Below are 20,531 nucleotides of genomic sequence, written 5' to 3'. Positions count from 1 at the left end.
CCATGTCCGAACTTACGCTGCACGACCTGTCGAAGAAGATGGCAAAGCTGGACTTTGCCATGCTGACCACCACAACATCATCAGGCAATCTTACTTCGCGGCCGATGAGCAACAACGGCGACGTCGAGTACGACGGCGACAGCTATTTCTTCGCCTACGAGCAGTCGAGAAAGATTGCGGAAATCCGCGCCGACAGCGCAGTCGGCCTTACCTATACGGGCGCAGTCGGCATGCTGGGTGGTTCGCCGCTCTTTGTCGGCGTTGAAGGCTCGGCAACGCTCATCACCGACAAAGCGACATTCAAGGATCACTGGACCAAGGACCTCGACCGGTATTTCCCGGAAGGGATCGACACCCCCGGTGTCGTGATGATCCGCGTGACGGCTAAGACGATCCGCTATTGGGACGGCAGCGACGACGGCCAGATCTCGCTGTAAGCTGATCTGTCCCTACGTGGGATGGCATTACGACTTGGGCCCGGTGTTTCCACCGGGCCCAAGTGCGTTTCGGGATAATGTTATCGGGCGACCCGTTACGCTGCACGCTTCGGCAGCCGCCAGTTGGGTCGCGGGAAGTGGCAGGTATAGCCATTGGGGATTCGCACCAGATAATCCTGATGCTCACGCTCCGCCTCCCAAAATTCTGCCTCAGGCACGACTTCCGTCACGACCTTGCCCGGCCAGATACCGGACGCATCCACATCGGCGATCGTGTCAGCGGCAACATTCTTCTGTTCGTCACTGGTGAAGAAGATCGCGGAGCGATAGCTCGAGCCGACGTCGTTACCCTGCCGATTGCGGGTGCTTGGATCGTGGATCTGGAAGAAGAACTCCAAGAGGTCGCGGTAGGTCGTCTTGGTCGGATCGAAATTGATCTCGATCGCCTCCGCGTGGCCCTCGTGATTGCGATAGGTAGCGTTTGCAACACTTCCGCCCGTATAGCCCACGCGTGTGGATTGGACACCGGGAAGCTTGCGGATCAGATCCTGCATTCCCCAAAAGCAGCCGCCTGCTAAAACTGCGCGTTCGGTTGTCATGATGTATCTCCTGTTCGTCCGTCTCGCCAATATATGGTGTTGCCTTCCGCATTTAACCAGACGGCTCGAACGACCGATCGCAGCACTTGTCGGTAAACGAGCAGAGCAGTGGAACTGTGCAACCCGCCGTCAGTTCGGGAACCTTGCAGGAGAAAACGCAATGTCTGATATCGACGACATCCACGGTGACAAATTCTCGGACACCTCGATCAGCGAGACAAGGGTTGGGCAATCGGTCGAAAGCCAGGCCCAGATCAGAGACGCGTCGGTGACGACCACGCCCGACGAAACGCTCAACATCTACAGGCTCGAACCGACCGCCCGTAGCGACGATCCGCGGTGGCAGAATGCTCCCATGCAGGGCGCAGTCACGGTTGCCGCAAGGACTGCCGGCGATGCAAGGATTGTCGCGACCAGCCAGGAAGTTGACTTCCAGCAAGTTGACGCAGCGCCTGCCGAAGGCGTCAGCACCGACTTCGCCAGCGCGTTCCGGGACGAAAAGCTCTACACCGTCATTGAAATTGCGCGTGGCCGAACCGATCTCTCTCGCGGCGTCATCGACGCCGGTGGTGTGATCGAGACGATCAAGCCGCTTCAGGACTAAAAACCCAAAGCCTTTGCCGGGAGATTGCAATTATGGGCCTTTTTGACGGATTTCTGGGCCATGGATCGACAGTCGACCCGGCGGACCTGAACAAGCGCCTCGATGGCGTGCTGATCGATGGAGAACAGCCGCAACTCGCCTTCAAACTCATCCGCGATTTCTTCGTCTTCACCCAGTATCGCATCATTATGGTCGACATCCAGGGGATGACGGGAAGTAAGGTCGACTACATGTCTATTCCCTACCGGTCGATCACCCGGTTTTCGGTCGAGACTGCGGGAACGTTCGATCTGGATTCGGAGCTGAAAATCTGGGTATCGGGTAGCGACAGCCCGATTGCGAAAACGCTGAAAAAGGGCACCGATGTGCGCGGCATACAGCGCGCGCTCGCGACCGGCATCTTCCGTTAAAATCAAGGTATCAAAACGACAATGCGGCTGAATGCACGGTACGTGCCCGGTGCCTCGCCGCATCCTCTTCATACTTACAAGAGAATGGCCTGCGGCAGATGCCGCAGGCCATTCGATTTGATTAGCCGTTCGGGCGTATCACGACCTTGACGCAGCCGTCCTGCTTGTCGCGGAACGTCTTGTAGGCCTCCGGACCTTCCTCAAGTCCGATGCGGTGCGTGATCAGGAATGACGGATCGATCTTGCCATCCTGGATCAGCTTCATCAGCGGCTCGAGATAACGCTGAACGTGGGTCTGACCGGTCTTGAGGGTCAGGCCCTTGCCCATGAAGGCGCCCAGCGACGTCGGAACGGCCGGACCGACAAACACGCCGGGAAGAGAGACCGTACCACCGGGCCGGCAGGCGAGGATTGCCTGGTTGAGCGCGTAAGGACGCTCGGTTGCCGACAGTTTGGTCTGAAGCGTTTCCATCACGCCACCGGCGCCATGGCTCTCAAGACCCACCGCCTCGATGACCGCATCCGGCCCAAGACCGTTCGTCATGTCGAGAATGCGCTGCTGCAGATCCTCATCCGCATAGTCAAGCGTCTCGGCACCGGACTGTTGAGCAAGCGCTAAGCGCTCCGGCACGGTGTCGATCGCAATCACGCGCTCTGCACCGAGCAAGAACGCCGACTTGATCGCAAACAGGCCGACCGGACCACAACCGAACACGGCAACCGTCTGGCCCTGCTTGATGTCGCAGTTTTCGGCCGCCATGTAGCCTGTCGGGAAGATGTCGGAGAGGAACAGGACCTGTTCGTCGGTCAATCCATCCGGCACCACGATCGGCCCGACATCGGCGTAGGGAATGCGCAGGTACTGGGCCTGGCCGCCCGGGATCTGGCCGTACATTTCCGAGAAGCCGAACAGGCCGGCCGTCGGATAGCCGATCTGCTTGGCCTGCATCGCGCCGTTGGGGTTGGATCGTTCGCAAAGCGAGAACTGACCCCATTTGCACTGACGGCACTCGCCGCAGGAAATCGTGAACGGCACGACCACGCGGTCGCCAACCTTGAGCTTCGAGTTTCCGCGGCCGACTTCGACCACCTCACCCATCGTTTCATGGCCCATCACGTCGCCTGCGTGCATGCCGGGAACGAAACCACCATAAAGGTGAAGATCCGAGCCGCAGATGGCGCAGCTCGTGACCTTGATGATCGCATCGCGGTCATGCTGAATGATTGGATCGTCTACTTCTTCGCAGCGGATATCACCGCTGCCGTGCCATGTAAGAGCTTTCACGTTCTAACCTCCGGTCGTGTTGCATTCGCGTTGGTGTTCATGCGCATGTTCATGTTCAAGGTTGCCCGCTGCCACCGGCAGCACCGTAGATCTGTCCCGTCGAGAAGCTTGCGCCGTTGTCGGCAAGCTGGACGTAGATCGAGGCAAGCTCGGCAGGCTGACCCGGTCGGCCGAGCGGCGTATCGCCACCGAACTCGACCAGCTTTTCCATCGTCGCGCCGCCCGACACCTGCAGCGGCGTCCAGACCGGGCCCGGCGCAACGCCGTTGACGCGGATGCCTTTCGGGCCGAGCTGCTTGGCCATCGACTTCGTGAAGCTCATGCCGGCCGCCTTGGTGATGGCGTAATCGACGAGGTTCTCGGACGGATCGTAGGCCTGTTCGGACGTTGTCTGGATGATCGACGATCCCGGCTGCAGATGCTTGAGCGCCGCCTTGGTCAGCCAGAACATCGCGTAGATGTTCGTCTTCATCGTCGCGTCGAAGGCTTCGGTGGTGATATCAGACAGCGACTGGGCCTGCTGCTGACGGCCCGCATTGTTGACCAAAATGTCGAGACCACCCAGAGCCTTTGCGGCATCTTCGACGAGCTTCACGCAGAATGCCTCGTCGCGCAGATCGCCGGGAAGCGCGATGCCCTTGCGACCTTCCTTTTCGATCAGGGCGATGACTTCTTTGGCATCCGGCTCTTCATCGGGCAGATAGTTGATCGCGACATCGGCACCCTCGCGGGCATAGGCGATGGCAGCCGCACGGCCCATCCCGGAATCGCCGCCGGTGATCAGAGCCTTGCGTCCAGCCAGCCGGCCCGAGCCCTTATACGAGGTCTCGCCGTGATCCGGCTTCGGCGTCATCTTGCCGGCCAAGCCTGGGAATGGCTGGGTCTGCTCCTGAAACGGAGGCTGCGGGTACTTGGTCGTCGGGTCTTCCATACTGGATGCCTTTACAGTCGTATCTTGAGAAAGTGCCGGCAACGCCGAAGCGGCGAGCGCCGCTGTGGTGGACGCAAGCATGTGTCGGCGGGAAAGAATGAACGATGGGAATGTCGGCACGGTAATGTTCCTGAATTATAACCCAAGAACTAAGGTGGACGGGGAGTGTTCCCACATTCGCCTGTCTATCTTCACGGGAGGCTTCGTTCAGCCACCAGACCAGGCGTAATCCATGCAAAGAATGCACCGGCCGCAGCTCTGCCGCCGGTGCAATATGTCAGTGGTTCAGCGGATACGGCTCAGAAGCTGTCCGGCGATCAGCGGAACGGCAGCCGTCCCCACGGGTCCAAGCCGCAACCGTTGTGCAAGCCGACCAAGAACGAAGGTTGCCGTGGCGGTTCCGATCAACTTCACCCACGAATTTTCTGGGGTCTGGGAGGACGGCGATGCACGCCGGGTCTGGCCCTCGCCTTCGATCTCGGCAATCCGGTTGCGCAGATAGACGACTTCCCGACGCAGCCGTTCCATTTCGGCCTCGCTGCCGGACATGGCCCCGGCCGATGCGCCGCGATCGCCATAAGCGACGTCGTCCAACTCGTCGAGATGTTCATTGAGAAGAGCGGTGCTTTCGAACCCGCGTGCTTTGATATTGGTCATGGTTGTCCCTCAGATCGCGCTTGGAGCATAGATACGGTTGTCGACGTCGAACCGGTTCTGCTGAAGCCAGCCGTCGATATAGGCGGCGACCTCTTCCCAGCCGGGTTCGCCGCAGATGTAATGGCCACGGTTGGGGAACTCGCGGAAGTCGGTCACGCTGCCGGTATTCTCGTAGGCCTTGAAATTCTTCTCGTTGAGATCGGCGGGAATGATCTCATCCTTCTCGCCGGCAACCAGAAGCAAAGGTTCATGCGGACGGCTGAGGTCGATCTTGCCGGACGAACCCATGCAGTCGCGCAGAACGTTGCGGCTGTCGTGGGTCGCCGTCTTCTCGAACTCGACAGCCGCCTGCTCGTCCGACAGCGTGTTGGCGAAGGAGCCATGGAACGTCTTTGCGTCCATGTAGACCGGCTCATCACCCTTCAGGGGATTGGTGATGATGGCGCTGTTCTTGATGAAGCCCCAGTCGAAATCGAGCATGGCATTCGGCGCAACCGACGAGATCGCCACTGCACCCGAGACGTGGCCATCCGCGAGCAGCTTTTGCGCGATGAGACCTCCGACAGAGTGACCGATGACGACAGGCTTATCGAGGCCTGCGACCGCCGATTTGATGGATGCATAGATGGCATCGAGGCTCAGCTCACCGAGCCCGGCTGGCGGGTTGTCGCGCAATGCCTTCGGATCGCCATCGTGGAGAGGCCATGCCGGGGCGCTGCAGTCGTAGCCTTTGTCGCTGAAGTAGCGAACCCAGTTGTCCCAGCTTTTGGGATTTTGAAACATGCCATGCACGAAAACGATCTGCGTCATCGATAATCCTCTCTTTTCTGAGAGAGAGGAACCGAAAACCCGCGCCGTTGTTCCCACGCGCTGAAAGACTTGGGCAAGCAGATCGCAGATTGCTGAGTCCAGAGCTGTAAGGCCAGTCGTGCGACTGGCCTTCTGCGATGTCGCCCCGGATGGGGTATGCCGGGATTACGCTCCGAACGCACCGTCGATCGTGTGCATTGCCCCGGTCACGAACCCCGCCTCCGGGCCGGCGAGCCAGGCGACCATTCCAGCAACCTCTTCCGGACGACCGTGGCGCTTGATCGCCATGAAGCTGTGCATCAGGTCTTTCATCGGTCCGTTTTCCGGATTGGCATCCGTATCGATCGGCCCCGGCTGAACGACGTTGATGGTGATGCCGCGTGGCCCGAAATCGCGCGCCAGCCCGCGGGCCAGTCCCTGCAGGGCAGACTTGCTCACCGCATAGGAGGCCATGCCCGGAATGGGCATCCGGTCACCATTGACGGAACCGATGACGATGATCCGCCCGCCGTCCGGCATCTGACGCGCCGCTTCGACCGAGGCATGATAGGGCGCATGGATATTGATCTGGAAAAGCCGGTCGATCGCGTCCGGATCCTGTTCAAGCGCATCGCCGAAGACAGCAATTCCGGCATTGACCACCAGCACGTCCAGCGGGCCGCTTTCTCGCACCCGGGCAATCACGGCATCGCGGCTGGAGCTGTCGGTCTGAACAGCCGTAGTCTTGGTCTCTGCCGCCAGCTCATCCGCCGCCGCGCGAGAGCCGGCATAGGTGAAGGTCACGTTGGCACCGTCGTTTGCAAACCGCCGCACGATGGCGGCGCCGATACCCCGGCTACCGCCGAGAACCAGAACGGATTTTCCCTGAAAAGTCGTCATCTGAGATCCTTGAGAAATACAGTAATGACTGCTACATAAATCATCAGGGTTCATCGTCAAGGTATTTTGTAATGATGACTACAGATATTCCGCGTACCCGCGGTCGCCCACGTCGTTTTGATGCCGACCAAGGTGTGGAGATCGCACAGAAGCTGTTCCATGCGCGCGGCTATGATGCCGTGGGAGTTGCCGATGTCACGCAGGCACTCGGTATCAATCCGCCGAGCTTCTATGCCGCCTTCGGCAACAAGGCCGGGCTCTACGCGCGCGTTCTTGAACGCTACTCGCTAACGGCGGCGATTCCGCTTGCTGATATCCTGAGGCCCGACCGCCCGGTTGACGAATGCCTTGCGGCCGTGCTGGAAGACGCCTGCCGGCGCTATGCGGCCGACCCGGCTACCGCTGGCTGTCTCGTTCTGGAGGGAACCCATTGCGATGATCCGGAGGCACGCGCGGCGACCCGTGCATTGCAGGCAGCAGCGGAGGATGTGATCTGCGGCTTTATCGCAGCGCGGCATCCGGAAAAGGCGGAAAGCGTGACCGATTTCGTCTCGACCACAATGACCGGCCTCTCCGCCAAGGCCCGCAGCGGATTGGAACTGGACCGCCTCATGGCCATTGCCCGCCTTGCCGGACGGATCCTGACGCAAGAGCTTGCGGATTGATCATCGCCGCTGCGGTCGGGCCTGCAGCGACGGAACGCGATTGCTGCGCACCCATCGGGTGGCACGCAGCAATCAACTCAAATGTTCTACGTCGCGCGATCAAGCGCCGGTGACGCGCCAGATGACATCGCCCACATCGTCCGCCATCAGCACGGCACCGTCGGCGGCGAGAGCCACTCCGACCGGACGGCCGAAGGAGTGCTTTTCGTCCTTGGACAGGAAGTCGGTGAGGATTTCGCGCGGCATTCCCACGGGCTTGCCGTTCTCAAAAGCGACGAAGGCGAGCTTGTAGCCGGAAAGCTTGGACCGGTTCCACGACCCGTGCTGGCCGATGGCCATCCCCGCCGGAAAGCCCGGCAGCGTGCCCGCCGGCAACCAGCAGAGCCCGAGCGACGCCGTATGGCCGCCCAGCGCATAGTCGGGCTGCTGCGCGGATGCCACCTTGGCGGCGTCCTGCGGCACACGGTCATCCACGACCCGGTTCCAGTAGCAATAGGGCCAGCCATAGAACCCGCCGTCGCGAACCGATGTCAGATAATCCGGCGGCGTCTCGTCACCCAGGCCGTCGCGTTCGTTGACAACCGTCCACAGCATGCCGCCTTCAGGCTCGAACGCCATGCCGACGGGATTGCGAAGACCGCCGGCAAAGATGCGCGACTGGCCCGTCTGAAGGTCGTATTCGTGAATGCAGGCGCGGTTTTCTTCAACGCCCATGCCTTCGTCAGCGATATTGCTGAGCGATCCCACAGCCACGTAAAGCTTGGTGCCATCCTTGCTGACGATCAGGTTGCGCGTCCAGTGTCCGCCGGGCACCAGATCCATCAGCTTCTTCGGCTGCGCGGTAATCTTCGTCGCGCCGGCCACATAAGGGTAGGCCAGAAGCGCATCGCTCCCTCCCACATAGAGCGTGTCACCGACAAGCGCGATGCCATAGGGCTGGCGCACGTTTTCGATATAGGCGAAACTTTGCTCGGCCACGCCGTCGCCATCGGCGTCGCGCAGCAGCGTCACACGGTTGGGGCTGTCGCCGGAAGCGCGCGCCCGCTGCATCGTCGCCGACATGGCATGGTCGAAGAGACTGCGCGGATTGCCGCGCTCGCCCATCGATTCCGCCACCAGCACATCGCCATTCGGCAGAACATGCATGTTGCGCGGATGCACGAGCCCGCGTGCGAATGCATTGACCTTGAGCCCCGCCGCTGCCGTCGGCTTGTGATCGCCCTCCCAGCCCTTGGCTGTTGGCATCTTCAGCGTCGGGATCTTGCCCTGCGGCTTTGCGGCCGGAATGGCAGGCGTCGTGCCAAACACCGGCTGTCGCGGGCCATCCCCCGAATGACGAATAAGAACAGCGCCCTGGCCGATAAAGGCGACGACGCGGGCAAACAGAGAAGGCTCAGTCATGGGGGAACTCTGACATTGAGGAATCCGAAAAGCAGAACGCTAAAGCCTTTATGCAACAGACACTAGAGGGCAAAGGCACAATTTATCAGAGCATCCACCACCACTCGGGTTGCCGCCCGGGTGACCCTTCGGCCACCGGATGCGGCCGCCTTCAGCCTATGGCTGAAGACCTGCACAGCGCGCGGTGTTGCGAATATGCGTTTCCATTTCGCTCTTCGCCAACGCCGCATCATTCGATCTCAGGGCCGCAATGATGCGCCGGTGCTCGGCGATCGACTGTCGCATGCGCTCGGGATCCGTCATCGGGATCGGTTGCCGCTGGGTTTCGGTGACCTGATCGCGCACCGTCTGGTAGAGCGCCTTCAGCATGGTATTGGCGCAGGCCGAAACGATCGTGCCGTGGAAATCGAGATCCGCCTCGACGTTGGCGAGCAGGTCTTGGCGGGCCCAGCAATCCTCCATCGTCTGCGTCGCCATTTCCATCTTCTCGAGCTGCGCCTGCGACAGGCGGCCCGCGGACAGACGCGCGATCTCCCCTTCCAAGAGGATGCGGGTCTGGAACACGTCGAACACCGAATAGCTGTCCGAGTAACGCCACGGCGCCATATGACCGGACTGGCTGATGGCGCCGTCCGAGACCGAGCTCGAACCCGCCGTCACGAACGTGCCGCGACCGGCTTCGGTCTTCAAAAGGCCTAGCGTTTCCAGGGTCAGCAGCGCCTCGCGCAAAGACGCCCGGCTGATCCCGAACTTTTGCGAAAACTCACGCTGTGACGGGATCTTCTCCCCGGCCTTCAGCTGGCCGGCCTGGATCATCGTCTGGATTTCGCGGGCCACCGACTGCGGAACGAGCGTTTTGTTGAGCATGCGAACCTATTCCAGCTGGGCCCCTGCGGCCTGTCAGATATATTTTTCCCCGACCTATCTTGCAAAGCCCAAAGTGCCGTGCTTGTTTGGTCGGACTGGTCTGACCAGTTAGACCAACATAGATTGCGTCTCATCATAAAAACAAGGGGTTCTCTCAATGCTACACGCGTCACGCATCAAAACCACAGTTCTCGCCGGCCTGTTTACAGCGCTCGGCGCAATCGGCGTTCATGCCGCCGATCTTACCGTCGGCGCCAATATCGGCAATGTGCCGTGGGAATTCGAAGACGCCAGCGGCAAGGTGACCGGTTTCGAGATCGATCTCGTCAACGAAATCGCCAAGCGCCTCGGCAAGACCGTCGAATTCGTCAACACGCCGTTCAACGGCCTGTTCCCGGCGGTACAGTCGGGCCGCATCAACATGGCGGTGTCGTCGATCACCATCACCGAAAAGCGCCTGCAGTCTGTGTCCTTCGCCCAACCCTATTACGACAGCGACCAGTCGCTGACCGTCACGGCCGCTTCCGGCATCACCGGCCTCAAGGGTATGAGCGGCAAGGTCGTCGGCGTCGATACGGGCTCGACCGGCGACATGTGGGCAGACAGCCACAAGGGCGAATACAAGCTCGGCGAAATCCGCCGCTTCGAGGGCCTGCAGCCGGCCATGCTCGATCTCGTTGCCGGCCGCGTCGATGGCTACATCTCCGACATCCCGGCCCTGCTCTACTACGCCAAGGACAAGCCGGAACTGAAGGTCGTCGAGCGCATCCCGACCGGCGAAAAATACTCGATCATGTTCAACAAGGGCGATCCGCTGGCAACCGAAGTCAACGCCGTCATCACCACGCTCAAGGGCGAAGGCTTTATCGCCAAGCTGCACCAGACATGGTTCGGTGCCAAGGCCGAAGACACGACCTCGACCGTCGCCGTCCTCGACATGCCGAAGGCCAAGTAAGGCTCACGCGAGCACGCTTGAATTGCATCCGGCGGAGCGCCAAACGCTCCGTCGGCTTGCCAAGGGAGCCGATCCGGCATGAACCTTCTCAATACATTCTTCAACATACCGGTCTTCCTGAACAGTCTGCCGCAACTGCTCTGGGGTCTGGTCGTCACGCTGCAGATCGGCATCACCAGCATTCTGGTCGGCCTTGGCGGCGGACTGTTTCTGGCAGTGGCACGGCTTTACGCTCCGGCATTCTTTCAGGCCCTGATCCGCATCTATATCGACATCTTCCGCTCGATACCGCTGCTCGTGCTTTTGATCGTCGTCTACTACGCCCTCCCCTTCGTCGGCATCCGCCTGTCGCCGTTTCTGTCGGCCGTGACCGCGCTGTCGCTCGTCTCCGCCGCCTATACGGCAGAGATCTTTCGCGCCGGCATCGAGGCCATTCCGCACGGGCAGTTCGAGGCGTCGGCAGCGCTGGGCCTGTCGGGTCGCAGCACGATGATGGATATCATCCTGCCTCAGGCGATCCGCATCGTCATTCCGCCGCTCACCAACAATTGCATCAACGTCATGAAAGACACGGCGCTTGCCTCCGTCGTCGCCATGCCGGATCTGCTCAAGCAGGCAACCCAGGCGCAGGCGCTCAACGCCAACCCGACGCCGCTGATCGGGGCTGCTCTCATCTATATCGCGCTGCTCTGGCCGATGGTGGCCGTCGTCGCCCGTCTCGAAAAGCATTACAGCCGGGGGAAACGCTGATGGCGAAGACAACCGGCCCCCTCATCTCGATCCGCCGCCTGAACAAGGCCTATGGCACATTCACCGTTCTGCACGATATCGATCTCGATGTGGCCGAAGGCGAAGTGGTCTGCATCATCGGCCCCTCCGGCTCCGGCAAATCGACCATGATCCGCTGCATCAACCACCTCGAGGCCTTTTCGCCGGACAGCACGATCACCGTCGACGGCATCCGCGTCGCGCCGGGACCCGCGCTTGCGAAAGTCCGCGCCGAGGTCGGCATGGTGTTCCAGTCGTTCAATCTCTTCCCGCATATGACGGTGCTGAGAAACGTCATGCTGGCACCGATGCGCGTCAGGAAGACATCGCCCGAAGACGCCGAGCGCAAGGCCCGCGAACTGCTGGCGCGGGTCGGTATTTCCGAACAGGCGGAAAAGTTTCCGGGCCAGCTTTCCGGCGGCCAGCAGCAGCGCGTGGCAATTGCCCGGGCGCTCGCCATGGAACCCGGCGTGCTGCTGTTCGACGAGCCGACCTCTTCGCTGGATCCCGAAATGGTCGGCGAAGTTCTGGACGTGATGCGCAAGCTTGCCGGCACCGGCGTCACCATGATCATCGTCACCCACGAGATGGGCTTTGCCCGCCAGGTCGCCGACCGGGTGATCTTCATGGATGCGGGACGCCTTGTCGAGGCGGGCACGCCGGCCGAAATCTTCGACAATCCTAGGGAAGAACGGACACGCAGTTTCCTGCGCGCCGTGCTCAATCATTGACAAGAACAACAAACGCAGGACCACAGGGATGAACACCACCTCTCCACTCGATCTCGACTACGTGCGCAGCCAGTTTCCCGGCCTCGCGCGCGGCTGGACGCTGTTCGACAACGCCGGCGGATCGCAAATCCTCAAAGGTGCGGTTGAGCGCATCAACACGTTCCTGATCGAGAAGAACGTCCAGATCGGCGGCTCCTACGCGGTATCGCAGGCGGCAGCCGCCGCACTCTACGAATCGCGCACCGCGGCCATGCATCTGGTCAACGCCTCGCGTCCGGAAGAAATCGTCTTCGGCGCTTCCACCACTCAGCTGCTGCAAAACCTTGCCCGCGCCATGCAGAGCCAGCTCTCGCCCGGCGACGAGATCATCGTCACCGTCAGCGATCACGAATCCAATATCGGTCCCTGGGACCGGCTGCAGGAGCGCGGCATCACGCTGAAGTTCTGGCCGCTCAACAAGGACACGTTGACGCTCGATCTCGCCGACCTTGCTCCGCTGATGAGCGATCGCACCAAGCTGGTCTGCGTCACGCACGTTTCCAACATTTTGGGATCGATCAACCCGATCAGAGAGATCGCCGATTTCGTGCATGCCCGTGGCGCCAAGATCTGCGTCGATGCCGTGGCCTATGCCCCGCACCGCGCCGTCGACGTGCAGGCGCTGGATGTCGACTACTACGTCTTCAGCCTCTACAAGACTTATGGTCCGCACTACGCGCTGATGTATGGCAAATACGATCTGCTGGCCGAGCTCGATACGCTCTACCATTACTTCTACGGCAAGGACAAAGTGCCGGGCAAGCTGGAGCCGGGCAACCCGAATTACGAGCTTGCCTATTCGACTTGCGGCATCGTCGATTACCTGACGGCGCTCGGCGAACAAGCCGGCGAGACCGGCACGGTGCGCCAGAAGATCGAAGCAGCGTTCGCAGCGATCACGGCCCAGGAAAACCTGCTGGTGGAACGCCTTCTCGCTTACTTGCGCTCGCGCAACGACTGCCGCATCGTCGGCCAGACGACAAACAACGGTAGCACGAGGGTCCCGACGATCGCGTTCCGCTTCGATGGCCGCGACGCCGGCGAAGTCTGCAAGGCAATGGACGGCGAGAAGATCGCCATCCGCTTCGGCGATTTCCACTCGCGCCGGCTTGCCGAATATCTCGACCTGACAGACCACGGCGGCATGGTTCGCGTGTCGATGGTCCACTACAACACGCTGGACGAGATCGATCGCTTTACCGCAGCACTCGATCGGATCCTCGCAACCGACGCCGGTCGCGCGGCCGCCGCCGCTTAAGAAGGAACGGATCATGCGCTTCGATACGGTCATCAGACACGGCACGGTGGTCACAGCGAGCGACACGTTCGTGAGCGATGTGGGCATCAAGGACGGCCGCATCGCTGCCCTTGCGGCAGAGCTTACCGAAGCCGATGAGGTGATCGACGCGACAGGACTGTTCGTCCTGCCGGGTGGTATCGACAGCCATGTCCATCTCGACCAGCCGTCCGGCGACGGCATCGTCATGGCAGACGACTTCGACTCGGGCACCCGGTCGGCGGCGATCGGCGGCAACAGCACGGTTCTGGCCTTCTGCATGCAGGAGAAGGGCCAGACGTTGCGCGAGGCGCTGAAGATCTATCACGCCAAGGCAGACGGCAAATGCCATGTCGACGTCGCCTTCCATCTGGTCATCACCGATCCGACGCCTGACGTCCTCGGCCAGGAACTGCCGGCACTTGTCGAGGACGGCTATACCTCGCTCAAGGTGTTCATGACCTATGAGGGTCTGCGTCTGCGCGACGACGAGATCCTGGCGACGCTCGACACCGCACGGCGCACCGGCGCGCTGGTCATGGTTCATTGCGAGAACGAGGATGCGATCCGCTACCTGATCGGCCGGCATGAGGAAGAGGGCAAGTTCGCGCCAAAATTCCATGCCACGACCAGACCAATCGCCGCCGAGCGCGAAGCCACCCACCGGGCGCTGTCGCTGGCCGAAATCGTCGATGTGCCGATCGTCATCGTCCACGTTTCAAACCGCGAGGCGATGGAAGAGATCCGCCGCGCCCGTCAGCGCGGCCAGAAGATCGCCGGCGAAACCTGCCCGCAATATCTGATGCTGACGGCCGATGATCTCGACCAGACGGAGATGGAGGGCGCCAAATTCGTCTGCTCCCCGCCGCCGCGCGACAAGGCCAGCCAGGATGCCTGCTGGGAAGGACTTGAACAGGGTGTCTTCGACCTCTTCTCCTCCGACCACTGCCCCTTCCGTTTCGACGATCCGGAAGGCAAGCTGAACGAAAAGGGCAAGCGCAATTTCCGCTGGATCCCGAACGGCATACCGGGCGTCGCCACCCGCCTGCCGATCCTGTTTTCCGAAGGCGTCATGAAGGGCCGCATCGACATCAACACATTCGTCGCGGTGACTTCGACCAATCACGCCAAACTCTACGGTCTCTATCCCCGCAAGGGCACGATCGCGATCGGCGCCGATGCAGACATCGCCCTGTGGGATCCGGACAAGCGCGTCACTTTGACGAACGATCTCCTGAAACACGGCGCTGATTATACGCCCTATGAAGGGCTCGATATCCGCGGCTGGCCGGTGCAGATGCTGCTGGGCGGCAGGACCATCGTCAAGGACGGAGAGCTGACCGGGCCCGGAAGCCGCGGCCGCTATCTCCCGCGAAACCGCTCGTCCCTGACATCGAGCCGGGGTTCAACCTGAGGCGTTGCACAAGCTGCAACGCCTTTCGCTGGCCACCACGTCTGCCTGACGATGCGAGCGTGACTTGGCCGCCGCTATGAGGCGGCGGAGCCAACAAGCAAGCGGTGATTACTTCGTCACCGTGAGGGTCGCATGCATGCCGGCTTCGTAATGGCCCTTGATGTTGCAAAAGAGCATATACGTTCCGGGGACAAGCTTGGCCTTCAACTGGCCATCGGCACCGGGCTTCAGATCGGCAACTTCACCAAGGCTTTTCAGCGTCTTCTCATCGACGCGATGTTTGGCCTTGACCACCGTGAGTGTCTGATCTGGCGACTTCAACTTGACGAGCACCATTTCATGCTCCTCGGTCGTCGCGTCGTTGTGGACCATAAACGTGGTGTCGCCTGCCGGAACGGTCGTCTGATCCATCGTCAACGTCATCGGCTCACCCGCTTCGCCGGACTCGACAACCTTGACCATAGAGGCGGCCAGTGCAGGCGTTGCAGCAACGAAAAGGGCAAGTGCAATAGCGGTGTCTCGGATTGTGAGCATGGGTTTACCTCCGGTTGTCATCACCGGATGGGTATGACGGCAAGCTGACAGCGGCCTGAACGAATTGGAGCGTGTTCTCACCGCCTACCGGACAGGCCGTTACATCGTGGCCACCTTATGCGCGTCGAGAATGACCGCGATGTCTTTGCTGTGCACGACACAATTGCGCCCTGACGCCTTGGCAACGAACAGCGCCTTGTCGGAGGCCTTGTAGAGATCCTCGAACGTAGGGTAGTCCTCCTGGTCCGCAACGCCACCGGACACCGTGATATCGACCTGCCTTTTGCCCGCTTGTATGGGCCGCGCAGCAATCAGGGCCCTGCAGCGGTGCGCGAGCGAGAGACGCTCCGTCGGCGAAAGCGCTGACACGAGGACTGCGAACTCCTCACCACCGATCCGTGCAACGGCACGACTTTGCGAAAAGATCTCGGCGAGCTGATGCGCAACTGCAATGATGGCCTGGTCCCCGATATCGTGGCCAAAGCGGTCGTTGATCGCCTTGAACTTATCAATATCGAACAGGATGAGAGAAGATGCGGCGGGAGCGCGCGTCACCTCATCCAGGAACGCTCGCCGATTCATCAGCCCCGACAACATGTCCGTCCGGCTCAAATGCTCGAAAGCCGCCCGGGAGATCGTGAGGTGATGGATTGCTAGACCAACGATATAGACGATCGAAAATGTCAGCGCCGATGCAACGACAGTCGAGATGATAACCCCAACTGTTGCCGCGGGCACGACGTCATACGGCAGCCATCCCAAGGCATGAAGCGTGTAGTGGGCCGCAACGTTGAGAATGTCGGCAACAACTGTGACGCAAATGGTCATGAGCAATGCGAATGCGAGGACTTTGCGTCGTGTCTCGAACCGGTCCGACGCACAGGCCTGCTTGATGTAGCGGTCGATCAAAGCAAGCATGCGGTAATTCCAATACGGTTCGAAACGACCACGCGGACGCGCCTGGCGGCTTTCAGCTCGCCACACTGAACTACAAACGCATTGAGACTTCGTGAATCCGAACACAAGTTAATTTGCGATTAAGTGTCGCAAATAATTCTCGTATTTCCTCGTCAAATTGATGCAGCCATGGAACATTGGTGTAATCGTGGGAGCCCCTGCCCGTAATCAAACGTCAGAAGGGCGGGGATCAGTCTGAGGCCATCTCTCCAATGCCTCACGGCCAGCGTCGGTGAGGCCGTAGACGCCTCTGTCGAGCCGCTCGAACCATCCATAGACGTTGGAAAGCAGGATCTTGCCGGCATCCGGGGCAACCGCCCTGATATCGCGCACGCGGGACGGCCCGCCGGAGACAACGGCGGCGCAGCTAAGCGCCTGCTGGCGATAGGCGGTCATGACGGGAACCCGCGTACTCCCGCCCAGCACGGGATCGCCGCGTCTCTTCTGGTGTTCGCGCATCAGCCTTGAGCGTCGCTTCGGATTGGTCCGCGGCATGGGCGACACGGAGCCGACGATGACGCTCACATCTCCTGCGGCCGAAACGCCGAGAATACCGATGCCAAGCCGGCGGCAGAGGTCGCGGTACCGCTTGTCCGTTTCGCGGCCCTTGCCCTTGAGCGAAAGCTTTGCCGCAATCCAGACCTCGTCCGCGATAGCCGCCCTATCCACCGCCTGCAGAATGAGCTCCAGATTGAAGCTCAACTTGAGCTCGCAAATGACGACTACGGTGGGATCGCCCTCGCTCAGGCCGACGAGATCACAGCCGCCAACTTCGCCCTTTACCACATAGCCTGCAGTCTCGAGGAAGGATTTGACCGGTAGATAGAGGGAGGTTTCCATGGATGCGCATCACAGTCGGGAATCAGGCTGCAGACATACACCGATCAACCCGCCAGATCACCCCGCCGCCGGATTTCAGCTTTCGGCAAGCCTGTAACCGACGCCGGTTTCGGTGAGGATATACTTCGGCTGGTCGGGCATTTCCTCGATCTTCTGGCGGATCTGGCGCACGTAGATGCGCAGATACTGGATGTCGGTGACCTCCCCCCAGACCTGATCGATGAGGTACCGGTGGGTCAGCACGCGCCCCGCATGCTGCACGAGGATCCGCAGGATGTCGTATTCCTTGCGCGAGAATTTTACCTCCTCGCCCTTCACCTTGACCACGCGCCGGACGAGATCGACACTGAGGTCACCCGTCTGGAAGATCGGCTTTTCGCCCTGGGTCTGCAGCCGGTGGCGCAACGCAACCCGGATCCGCGCAATCAGTTCGTTCATGTTGAACGGCTTGGTAAGGTAATCGTCTGCCCCCATTTCCAGCGCCTTGACGATCCCTTCCTCATCCGTCCGGCTCGACAGGATCACGATCGGCAGCGTTAGCCCCTCGGCGCGCCATTTCGCCAGAAGATCGTGCCCGGCCATATCAGGCAAGCCGAGGTCAAGGAGAACGAGGTCGGGCTGGTCGGCGGCCACGAGTTCCATTGCGGTCCTCGCGTTCGGTGCTTCGATGATGACGAAATCCTGCGTCGAAAGGCCGACCCGCAACAACTTGCGGATCGGCGGCTCGTCGTCGACAACCAGAATTCTCGTGGCGGCCTGGTTCATCGCATGTCTCCGTCAATCTGCAGCTGGGCCGGAATTGGCATACGGATCGTAAAGATCGCTCCTTCACCCGCTGGTCTGTTTCCCGCCGTCAGACGCCCACCCATCGCTTCGATGAAACCGCGGCTGATGGACAGTCCAAGGCCCGTGCCGGCCTTGACATGATCGATCTTGCGCACCCGGTAAAACGTGTCGAACACCCGCTCCAGGTCGGCATCGGGGATCCCCGGCCCCTCGTCCAGAACGGCAAGGGTGACGTATTTCGCATCTGACCAGCCCAGAACCTCGATCGTTGTACCCTCTGGCGCATATTTGGCCGCGTTGTCGATGAGATTGAAGAGTGCCTGCTCCAGGAGGACCGGATCGCTTTTGATCATCGGCATTTCGGATGGAATAGCTACCTTCAGCTTGTGATCCGCAGTGATTTTCTGTGCCCGCTTCAAGGCTGTCCCGACGATATCGCCGACATAATGAAGCGCAAAGTTTGGCTCCATGGCGCCTGATCCGATGCGCGTCATGTCGAGCAGGTTGACGATGAACCGGTTGAGACGCTCCGACTCCTCGATCACGGTGGTCAGAAGTTCGTCTCGCGAGTGATCGGTCAGGTTCGCCCCGAAATCCTTCAGCGTGCTAGCCGATCCGAGCACGGCTGAAAGCGGCGTCTTCAGATCATGCGAAAGCGAGGTCAGCAGTGCGGTGCGCAATTTGTCGGTCTCGGCGGCAAGCTTTGCCTTGTCGACGTCAGCGACGAGTTGAATGCGCTCGATCGCGAGTGCGGCCTGATCGGCCAGCGCATCGAACAGACGCTGCTGGTCCGGGGTGAGCAACGGTCCCTGCCTGTCGTTGTCGAGCCCGACAACGCCGATCGCCCCGCGTCCTGTGCGCAACGGCAGGTACAATCGCTTGGCGCCGGGTAACGTATCGGCCGCGCGGCCGGCCGGACGATTGTGTTCCCATGTCCATTTCGCCGCCGCGATGTCGGCATCGACAAGCGTGTCATCAGGCGGATAGCCGGCCCTGACGGCAAGGGTCTCGTTCTCAGGCAACAGAATGACGACCCGAACCTTCAGCATGGAGGCAATCTGAAACGCGGTGGCCCAGAGCACATCGTCAAGCGTTCCCGTGCCGGCGAGCTTTTTCGAGAACAGGTAGAGATCCTCGGTCGTGCGAGCTCTCTGCCGGGCGGCGATCGCCTGCCGTTGAACCGACGCGGCCAGATTGCTTGCGACAACGGCGGTTCCGAGAAACGAAAGAAGCGCAACGACGCTTTCCGGATCACGGATCGTGAACGTGTAGCGCGGTTCAAGAAAGAAGAAATTGAAAGCGAGAGCGCCAATGACGGATGCGTAGAGACCCGGCCCCAGCCCTCCCCGGATTGCCGAAGCGAGCACGCCCATCAGAAAGACGAGCGCCAGGTTCTGCACGTCGAGCGCCCGGTCGAGCAGCGTGCCGATCGCAACCGCCGCCGTCATGAACAGCGTGGCACGGATATAGTGTTTCGGATTGAGCCTTCTCGTCGGCGGCGCTGTCCTGACGCCCGTCGAGACAGCCTCCTCGCTGCCGCCGGACATGACATGAACGCTGATTGCCCCGGAATAGCGGATGAGATCGTGCGTGATCGACCCATCCCACAGCTCTCGCCAGCGCGGCTTGGTCGACTTGCCGATGATCAGGTGATTGAAGTTGTGAGCATTGGCGTAAGCGATGATTTCGCGCGACACCCTGGAGGCGGGCAGTGTCACGGTTTCGGCGCCGAGCTGTTCGGCGAGCCGCATCGCAGCCGATAGCCGGTCCTTCTCGGCCTCGCCTAGATTGGCAGATCCGGGCGTCTCCAGATGCAGCGCCGTCAAGGGTGCCCGCAGCCTGTCTGCCTGGCGTCTGGCGTAGCGCACCAGCGCCGCGCCGTTTCGGCCATGATCAAGGCAAACGAGAATGCGTTCGCCCGCAGCCCAGGGACCCGCAATGGCATGCGCCTGCATGTGATTGAGGAGCTGATCATCGACCCGCTGCGCCGTGCGACGCAGCGCCAGCTCGCGCAGAGCCGTCAGGTTGCCCGGAGAAAAATAGTTCTCGACCGCACGCCGCGCGGTCGTCGGCAGATAGACCTTGCCGTCATGCAGACGCTTGATCAGATCCTGCGGCGTAATATCGATGATCTCGATATCGTCGGCGCGGTCGATCACCGAGTCCGGCACCGTTTCACGAACCCGAATGCGGGTGATCTGCGCGACGATGTCGTTCAGGCTCTCGACGTGCTGGATATTCAGCGTCGAAAAGACGTCGATGCCGCTGGCGAGAATTTCGAGGACGTCGAGATAGCGCTTCGGATGGCGGCTGCCGGGTGCGTTGGTGTGGGCGAGTTCATCGACCAGCACCAGCCGCGGCTTCCTGGCAAGGATCGCATCGAGATCCATCTCGTCGAGCTGCTGGCCGCGATAGTCGAAGACGCGGCGGGGAATCATTTCGAAGCCCTCGACCAGAGCTTCAGTTTCCTTCCGCCCGTGGGTTTCGACCACGCCGATCGCCACATCAATGCCATCCGCCTTTCGGCTGCGGCCGGACATCAACATTTCATAGGTCTTGCCGACGCCGGGTGCGGCCCCGAGAAAGATCTTCAGCCGGCCACGCCCCTCCTGCCGGGCGTACTCAAGAAGAGCATCCGGTGATGGTCTGCTAGCGCCTTCGTGTTTTGCTTCCGGCATGGAGGTCT

22 protein-coding genes are annotated in these 20,531 nt (G+C 60.9%); 9 read left to right on the top strand and 13 right to left on the bottom strand.

The genetic code is table 11. From position 1 onward, the window contains the following. Positions 1 to 2: 2 nt before the first annotated feature. Positions 3 to 437: a pyridoxamine 5'-phosphate oxidase family protein gene (locus BLW69_RS03555; protein WP_092659960.1), complete on the top strand. Its 435-nt coding sequence runs from the start codon at positions 3 to 5 to the stop codon at positions 435 to 437. A gap of 95 nt (positions 438 to 532) precedes the next feature. Here BLW69_RS03555 and msrA read toward each other — a convergent pair whose 3' ends face one another. Next, a complete protein-coding gene (msrA, locus tag BLW69_RS03550) occupies positions 533 to 1,036 on the bottom strand; it encodes a peptide-methionine (S)-S-oxide reductase MsrA (protein WP_092659958.1) in 504 nt (167 codons plus the stop codon). Between the two features lie 160 nt (positions 1,037 to 1,196). Here msrA and BLW69_RS03545 point away from each other — a divergent pair, with 160 nt between their 5' ends. Together BLW69_RS03545 and BLW69_RS03540 are read left to right on the top strand one after the other, a co-directional pair. After that, positions 1,197 to 1,640, top strand: a complete 444-nt coding sequence (locus BLW69_RS03545; RefSeq protein ID WP_092659957.1) for a hypothetical protein — start codon at positions 1,197 to 1,199, stop codon at positions 1,638 to 1,640. 32 nt (positions 1,641 to 1,672) lie between these two features. After that, the gene (locus BLW69_RS03540) at positions 1,673 to 2,050 is read left to right on the top strand and encodes a PH domain-containing protein (protein ID WP_062460606.1); all 378 of its coding nucleotides are present in this window, start codon (positions 1,673 to 1,675) and stop codon (positions 2,048 to 2,050) included. Between the two features lie 121 nt (positions 2,051 to 2,171). Here BLW69_RS03540 and BLW69_RS03535 read toward each other — a convergent pair whose 3' ends face one another. The 5 genes from BLW69_RS03535 to bdcA form a co-directional block, all read right to left on the bottom strand. Next, entirely contained in the window at positions 2,172 to 3,335 is a 1,164-nt protein-coding gene (locus tag BLW69_RS03535; protein WP_062460610.1) for a zinc-dependent alcohol dehydrogenase, read from the bottom strand. A gap of 55 nt (positions 3,336 to 3,390) precedes the next feature. Beyond that, entirely contained in the window at positions 3,391 to 4,266 is an 876-nt protein-coding gene (locus tag BLW69_RS03530) for an SDR family oxidoreductase (protein WP_244508768.1), read from the bottom strand. A gap of 285 nt (positions 4,267 to 4,551) precedes the next feature. Then, positions 4,552 to 4,923: a hypothetical protein gene (locus tag BLW69_RS03525; RefSeq protein ID WP_092659955.1), complete on the bottom strand. Its 372-nt coding sequence runs from the start codon at positions 4,921 to 4,923 to the stop codon at positions 4,552 to 4,554. Between the two features lie 9 nt (positions 4,924 to 4,932). Next, positions 4,933 to 5,733 (bottom strand): alpha/beta hydrolase, encoded by an 801-nt coding sequence (locus BLW69_RS03520; RefSeq protein WP_092659953.1) that lies wholly within the window; start codon positions 5,731 to 5,733, stop codon positions 4,933 to 4,935. A gap of 165 nt (positions 5,734 to 5,898) precedes the next feature. Beyond that, positions 5,899 to 6,612, bottom strand: a complete 714-nt coding sequence (gene bdcA / locus BLW69_RS03515) for an SDR family oxidoreductase (protein WP_062460623.1) — start codon at positions 6,610 to 6,612, stop codon at positions 5,899 to 5,901. A 71-nt stretch (positions 6,613 to 6,683) separates the two neighbouring features. On the opposite strand from bdcA, the gene BLW69_RS03510 reads away from it, so the two are divergent. Continuing rightward, positions 6,684 to 7,277, top strand: coding sequence for a TetR/AcrR family transcriptional regulator (locus tag BLW69_RS03510; RefSeq protein ID WP_210184898.1), 594 nt, complete (start codon positions 6,684 to 6,686; stop codon positions 7,275 to 7,277). A gap of 99 nt (positions 7,278 to 7,376) precedes the next feature. Here BLW69_RS03510 and BLW69_RS03505 read toward each other — a convergent pair whose 3' ends face one another. Together BLW69_RS03505 and BLW69_RS03500 are read right to left on the bottom strand one after the other, a co-directional pair. Further along, complete coding sequence (locus BLW69_RS03505) at positions 7,377 to 8,678, bottom strand: PQQ-dependent sugar dehydrogenase (RefSeq protein WP_092659951.1); 1,302 nt, start codon at positions 8,676 to 8,678, stop codon at positions 7,377 to 7,379. Positions 8,679 to 8,834: 156 nt separating this feature from the next. Continuing rightward, entirely contained in the window at positions 8,835 to 9,545 is a 711-nt protein-coding gene (locus BLW69_RS03500) for a FadR/GntR family transcriptional regulator (RefSeq protein ID WP_092659950.1), read from the bottom strand. Between the two features lie 157 nt (positions 9,546 to 9,702). Between BLW69_RS03500 and BLW69_RS03495 the strand changes: the two genes are divergently transcribed. From BLW69_RS03495 to hydA, 5 genes are all read left to right on the top strand, one after another. Beyond that, positions 9,703 to 10,500 carry a transporter substrate-binding domain-containing protein gene (locus BLW69_RS03495; protein ID WP_062582473.1) on the top strand — a complete coding sequence of 266 codons (798 nt, stop codon included), beginning with the start codon at positions 9,703 to 9,705 and terminating at the stop codon, positions 10,498 to 10,500. Between the two features lie 78 nt (positions 10,501 to 10,578). Next, positions 10,579 to 11,250: an amino acid ABC transporter permease gene (locus BLW69_RS03490; protein WP_092659948.1), complete on the top strand. Its 672-nt coding sequence runs from the start codon at positions 10,579 to 10,581 to the stop codon at positions 11,248 to 11,250. Continuing rightward, a complete protein-coding gene (locus BLW69_RS03485; protein ID WP_092659946.1) occupies positions 11,250 to 11,999 on the top strand; it encodes an amino acid ABC transporter ATP-binding protein in 750 nt (249 codons plus the stop codon). The genes BLW69_RS03490 and BLW69_RS03485 overlap by 1 nt, the downstream gene beginning before the upstream one ends. 28 nt (positions 12,000 to 12,027) lie before the next feature. Then, complete coding sequence (locus BLW69_RS03480; RefSeq protein ID WP_092659944.1) at positions 12,028 to 13,296, top strand: cysteine desulfurase-like protein; 1,269 nt, start codon at positions 12,028 to 12,030, stop codon at positions 13,294 to 13,296. A gap of 13 nt (positions 13,297 to 13,309) precedes the next feature. After that, a complete protein-coding gene (gene hydA / locus BLW69_RS03475) occupies positions 13,310 to 14,728 on the top strand; it encodes a dihydropyrimidinase (RefSeq protein WP_092659943.1) in 1,419 nt (472 codons plus the stop codon). Between the two features lie 108 nt (positions 14,729 to 14,836). Here the strand turns inward: hydA and BLW69_RS03470 are convergent, their stop codons facing one another. The 5 genes from BLW69_RS03470 to BLW69_RS03450 all read right to left on the bottom strand — a co-directional run bounded on the left by BLW69_RS03470 (position 14,837) and on the right by BLW69_RS03450 (position 20,523). Next, the gene (locus BLW69_RS03470) at positions 14,837 to 15,262 is read right to left on the bottom strand and encodes a plastocyanin/azurin family copper-binding protein (protein ID WP_092659941.1); all 426 of its coding nucleotides are present in this window, start codon (positions 15,260 to 15,262) and stop codon (positions 14,837 to 14,839) included. Positions 15,263 to 15,361: 99 nt separating this feature from the next. Next, complete coding sequence (locus BLW69_RS03465; RefSeq protein ID WP_092659939.1) at positions 15,362 to 16,180, bottom strand: GGDEF domain-containing protein; 819 nt, start codon at positions 16,178 to 16,180, stop codon at positions 15,362 to 15,364. A 207-nt stretch (positions 16,181 to 16,387) separates the two neighbouring features. Then, the gene (locus BLW69_RS03460) at positions 16,388 to 17,059 is read right to left on the bottom strand and encodes a DUF2161 domain-containing phosphodiesterase (protein ID WP_092659937.1); all 672 of its coding nucleotides are present in this window, start codon (positions 17,057 to 17,059) and stop codon (positions 16,388 to 16,390) included. Positions 17,060 to 17,134: 75 nt separating this feature from the next. Continuing rightward, on the bottom strand, positions 17,135 to 17,824 hold the full coding sequence (locus BLW69_RS03455; protein ID WP_092659935.1) for a response regulator transcription factor: 690 nt from the start codon (positions 17,822 to 17,824) through the stop codon (positions 17,135 to 17,137). Then, complete coding sequence (locus tag BLW69_RS03450) at positions 17,821 to 20,523, bottom strand: sensor histidine kinase (RefSeq protein ID WP_092659933.1); 2,703 nt, start codon at positions 20,521 to 20,523, stop codon at positions 17,821 to 17,823. Before BLW69_RS03450 ends, BLW69_RS03455 begins: the two co-directional genes overlap by 4 nt. Positions 20,524 to 20,531: the final 8 nt, after the last annotated feature.

Origin of the sequence: Rhizobium sp. NFR12 (genome assembly GCF_900108545.1) — a bacterium.
GTDB classification, from domain to species: domain Bacteria; phylum Pseudomonadota; class Alphaproteobacteria; order Rhizobiales; family Rhizobiaceae; genus Neorhizobium; species Neorhizobium soli.
The sequence above is the reverse complement of the archived record's forward strand: the minus strand, read 5'-3'. Positions and strand labels throughout refer to the sequence as shown.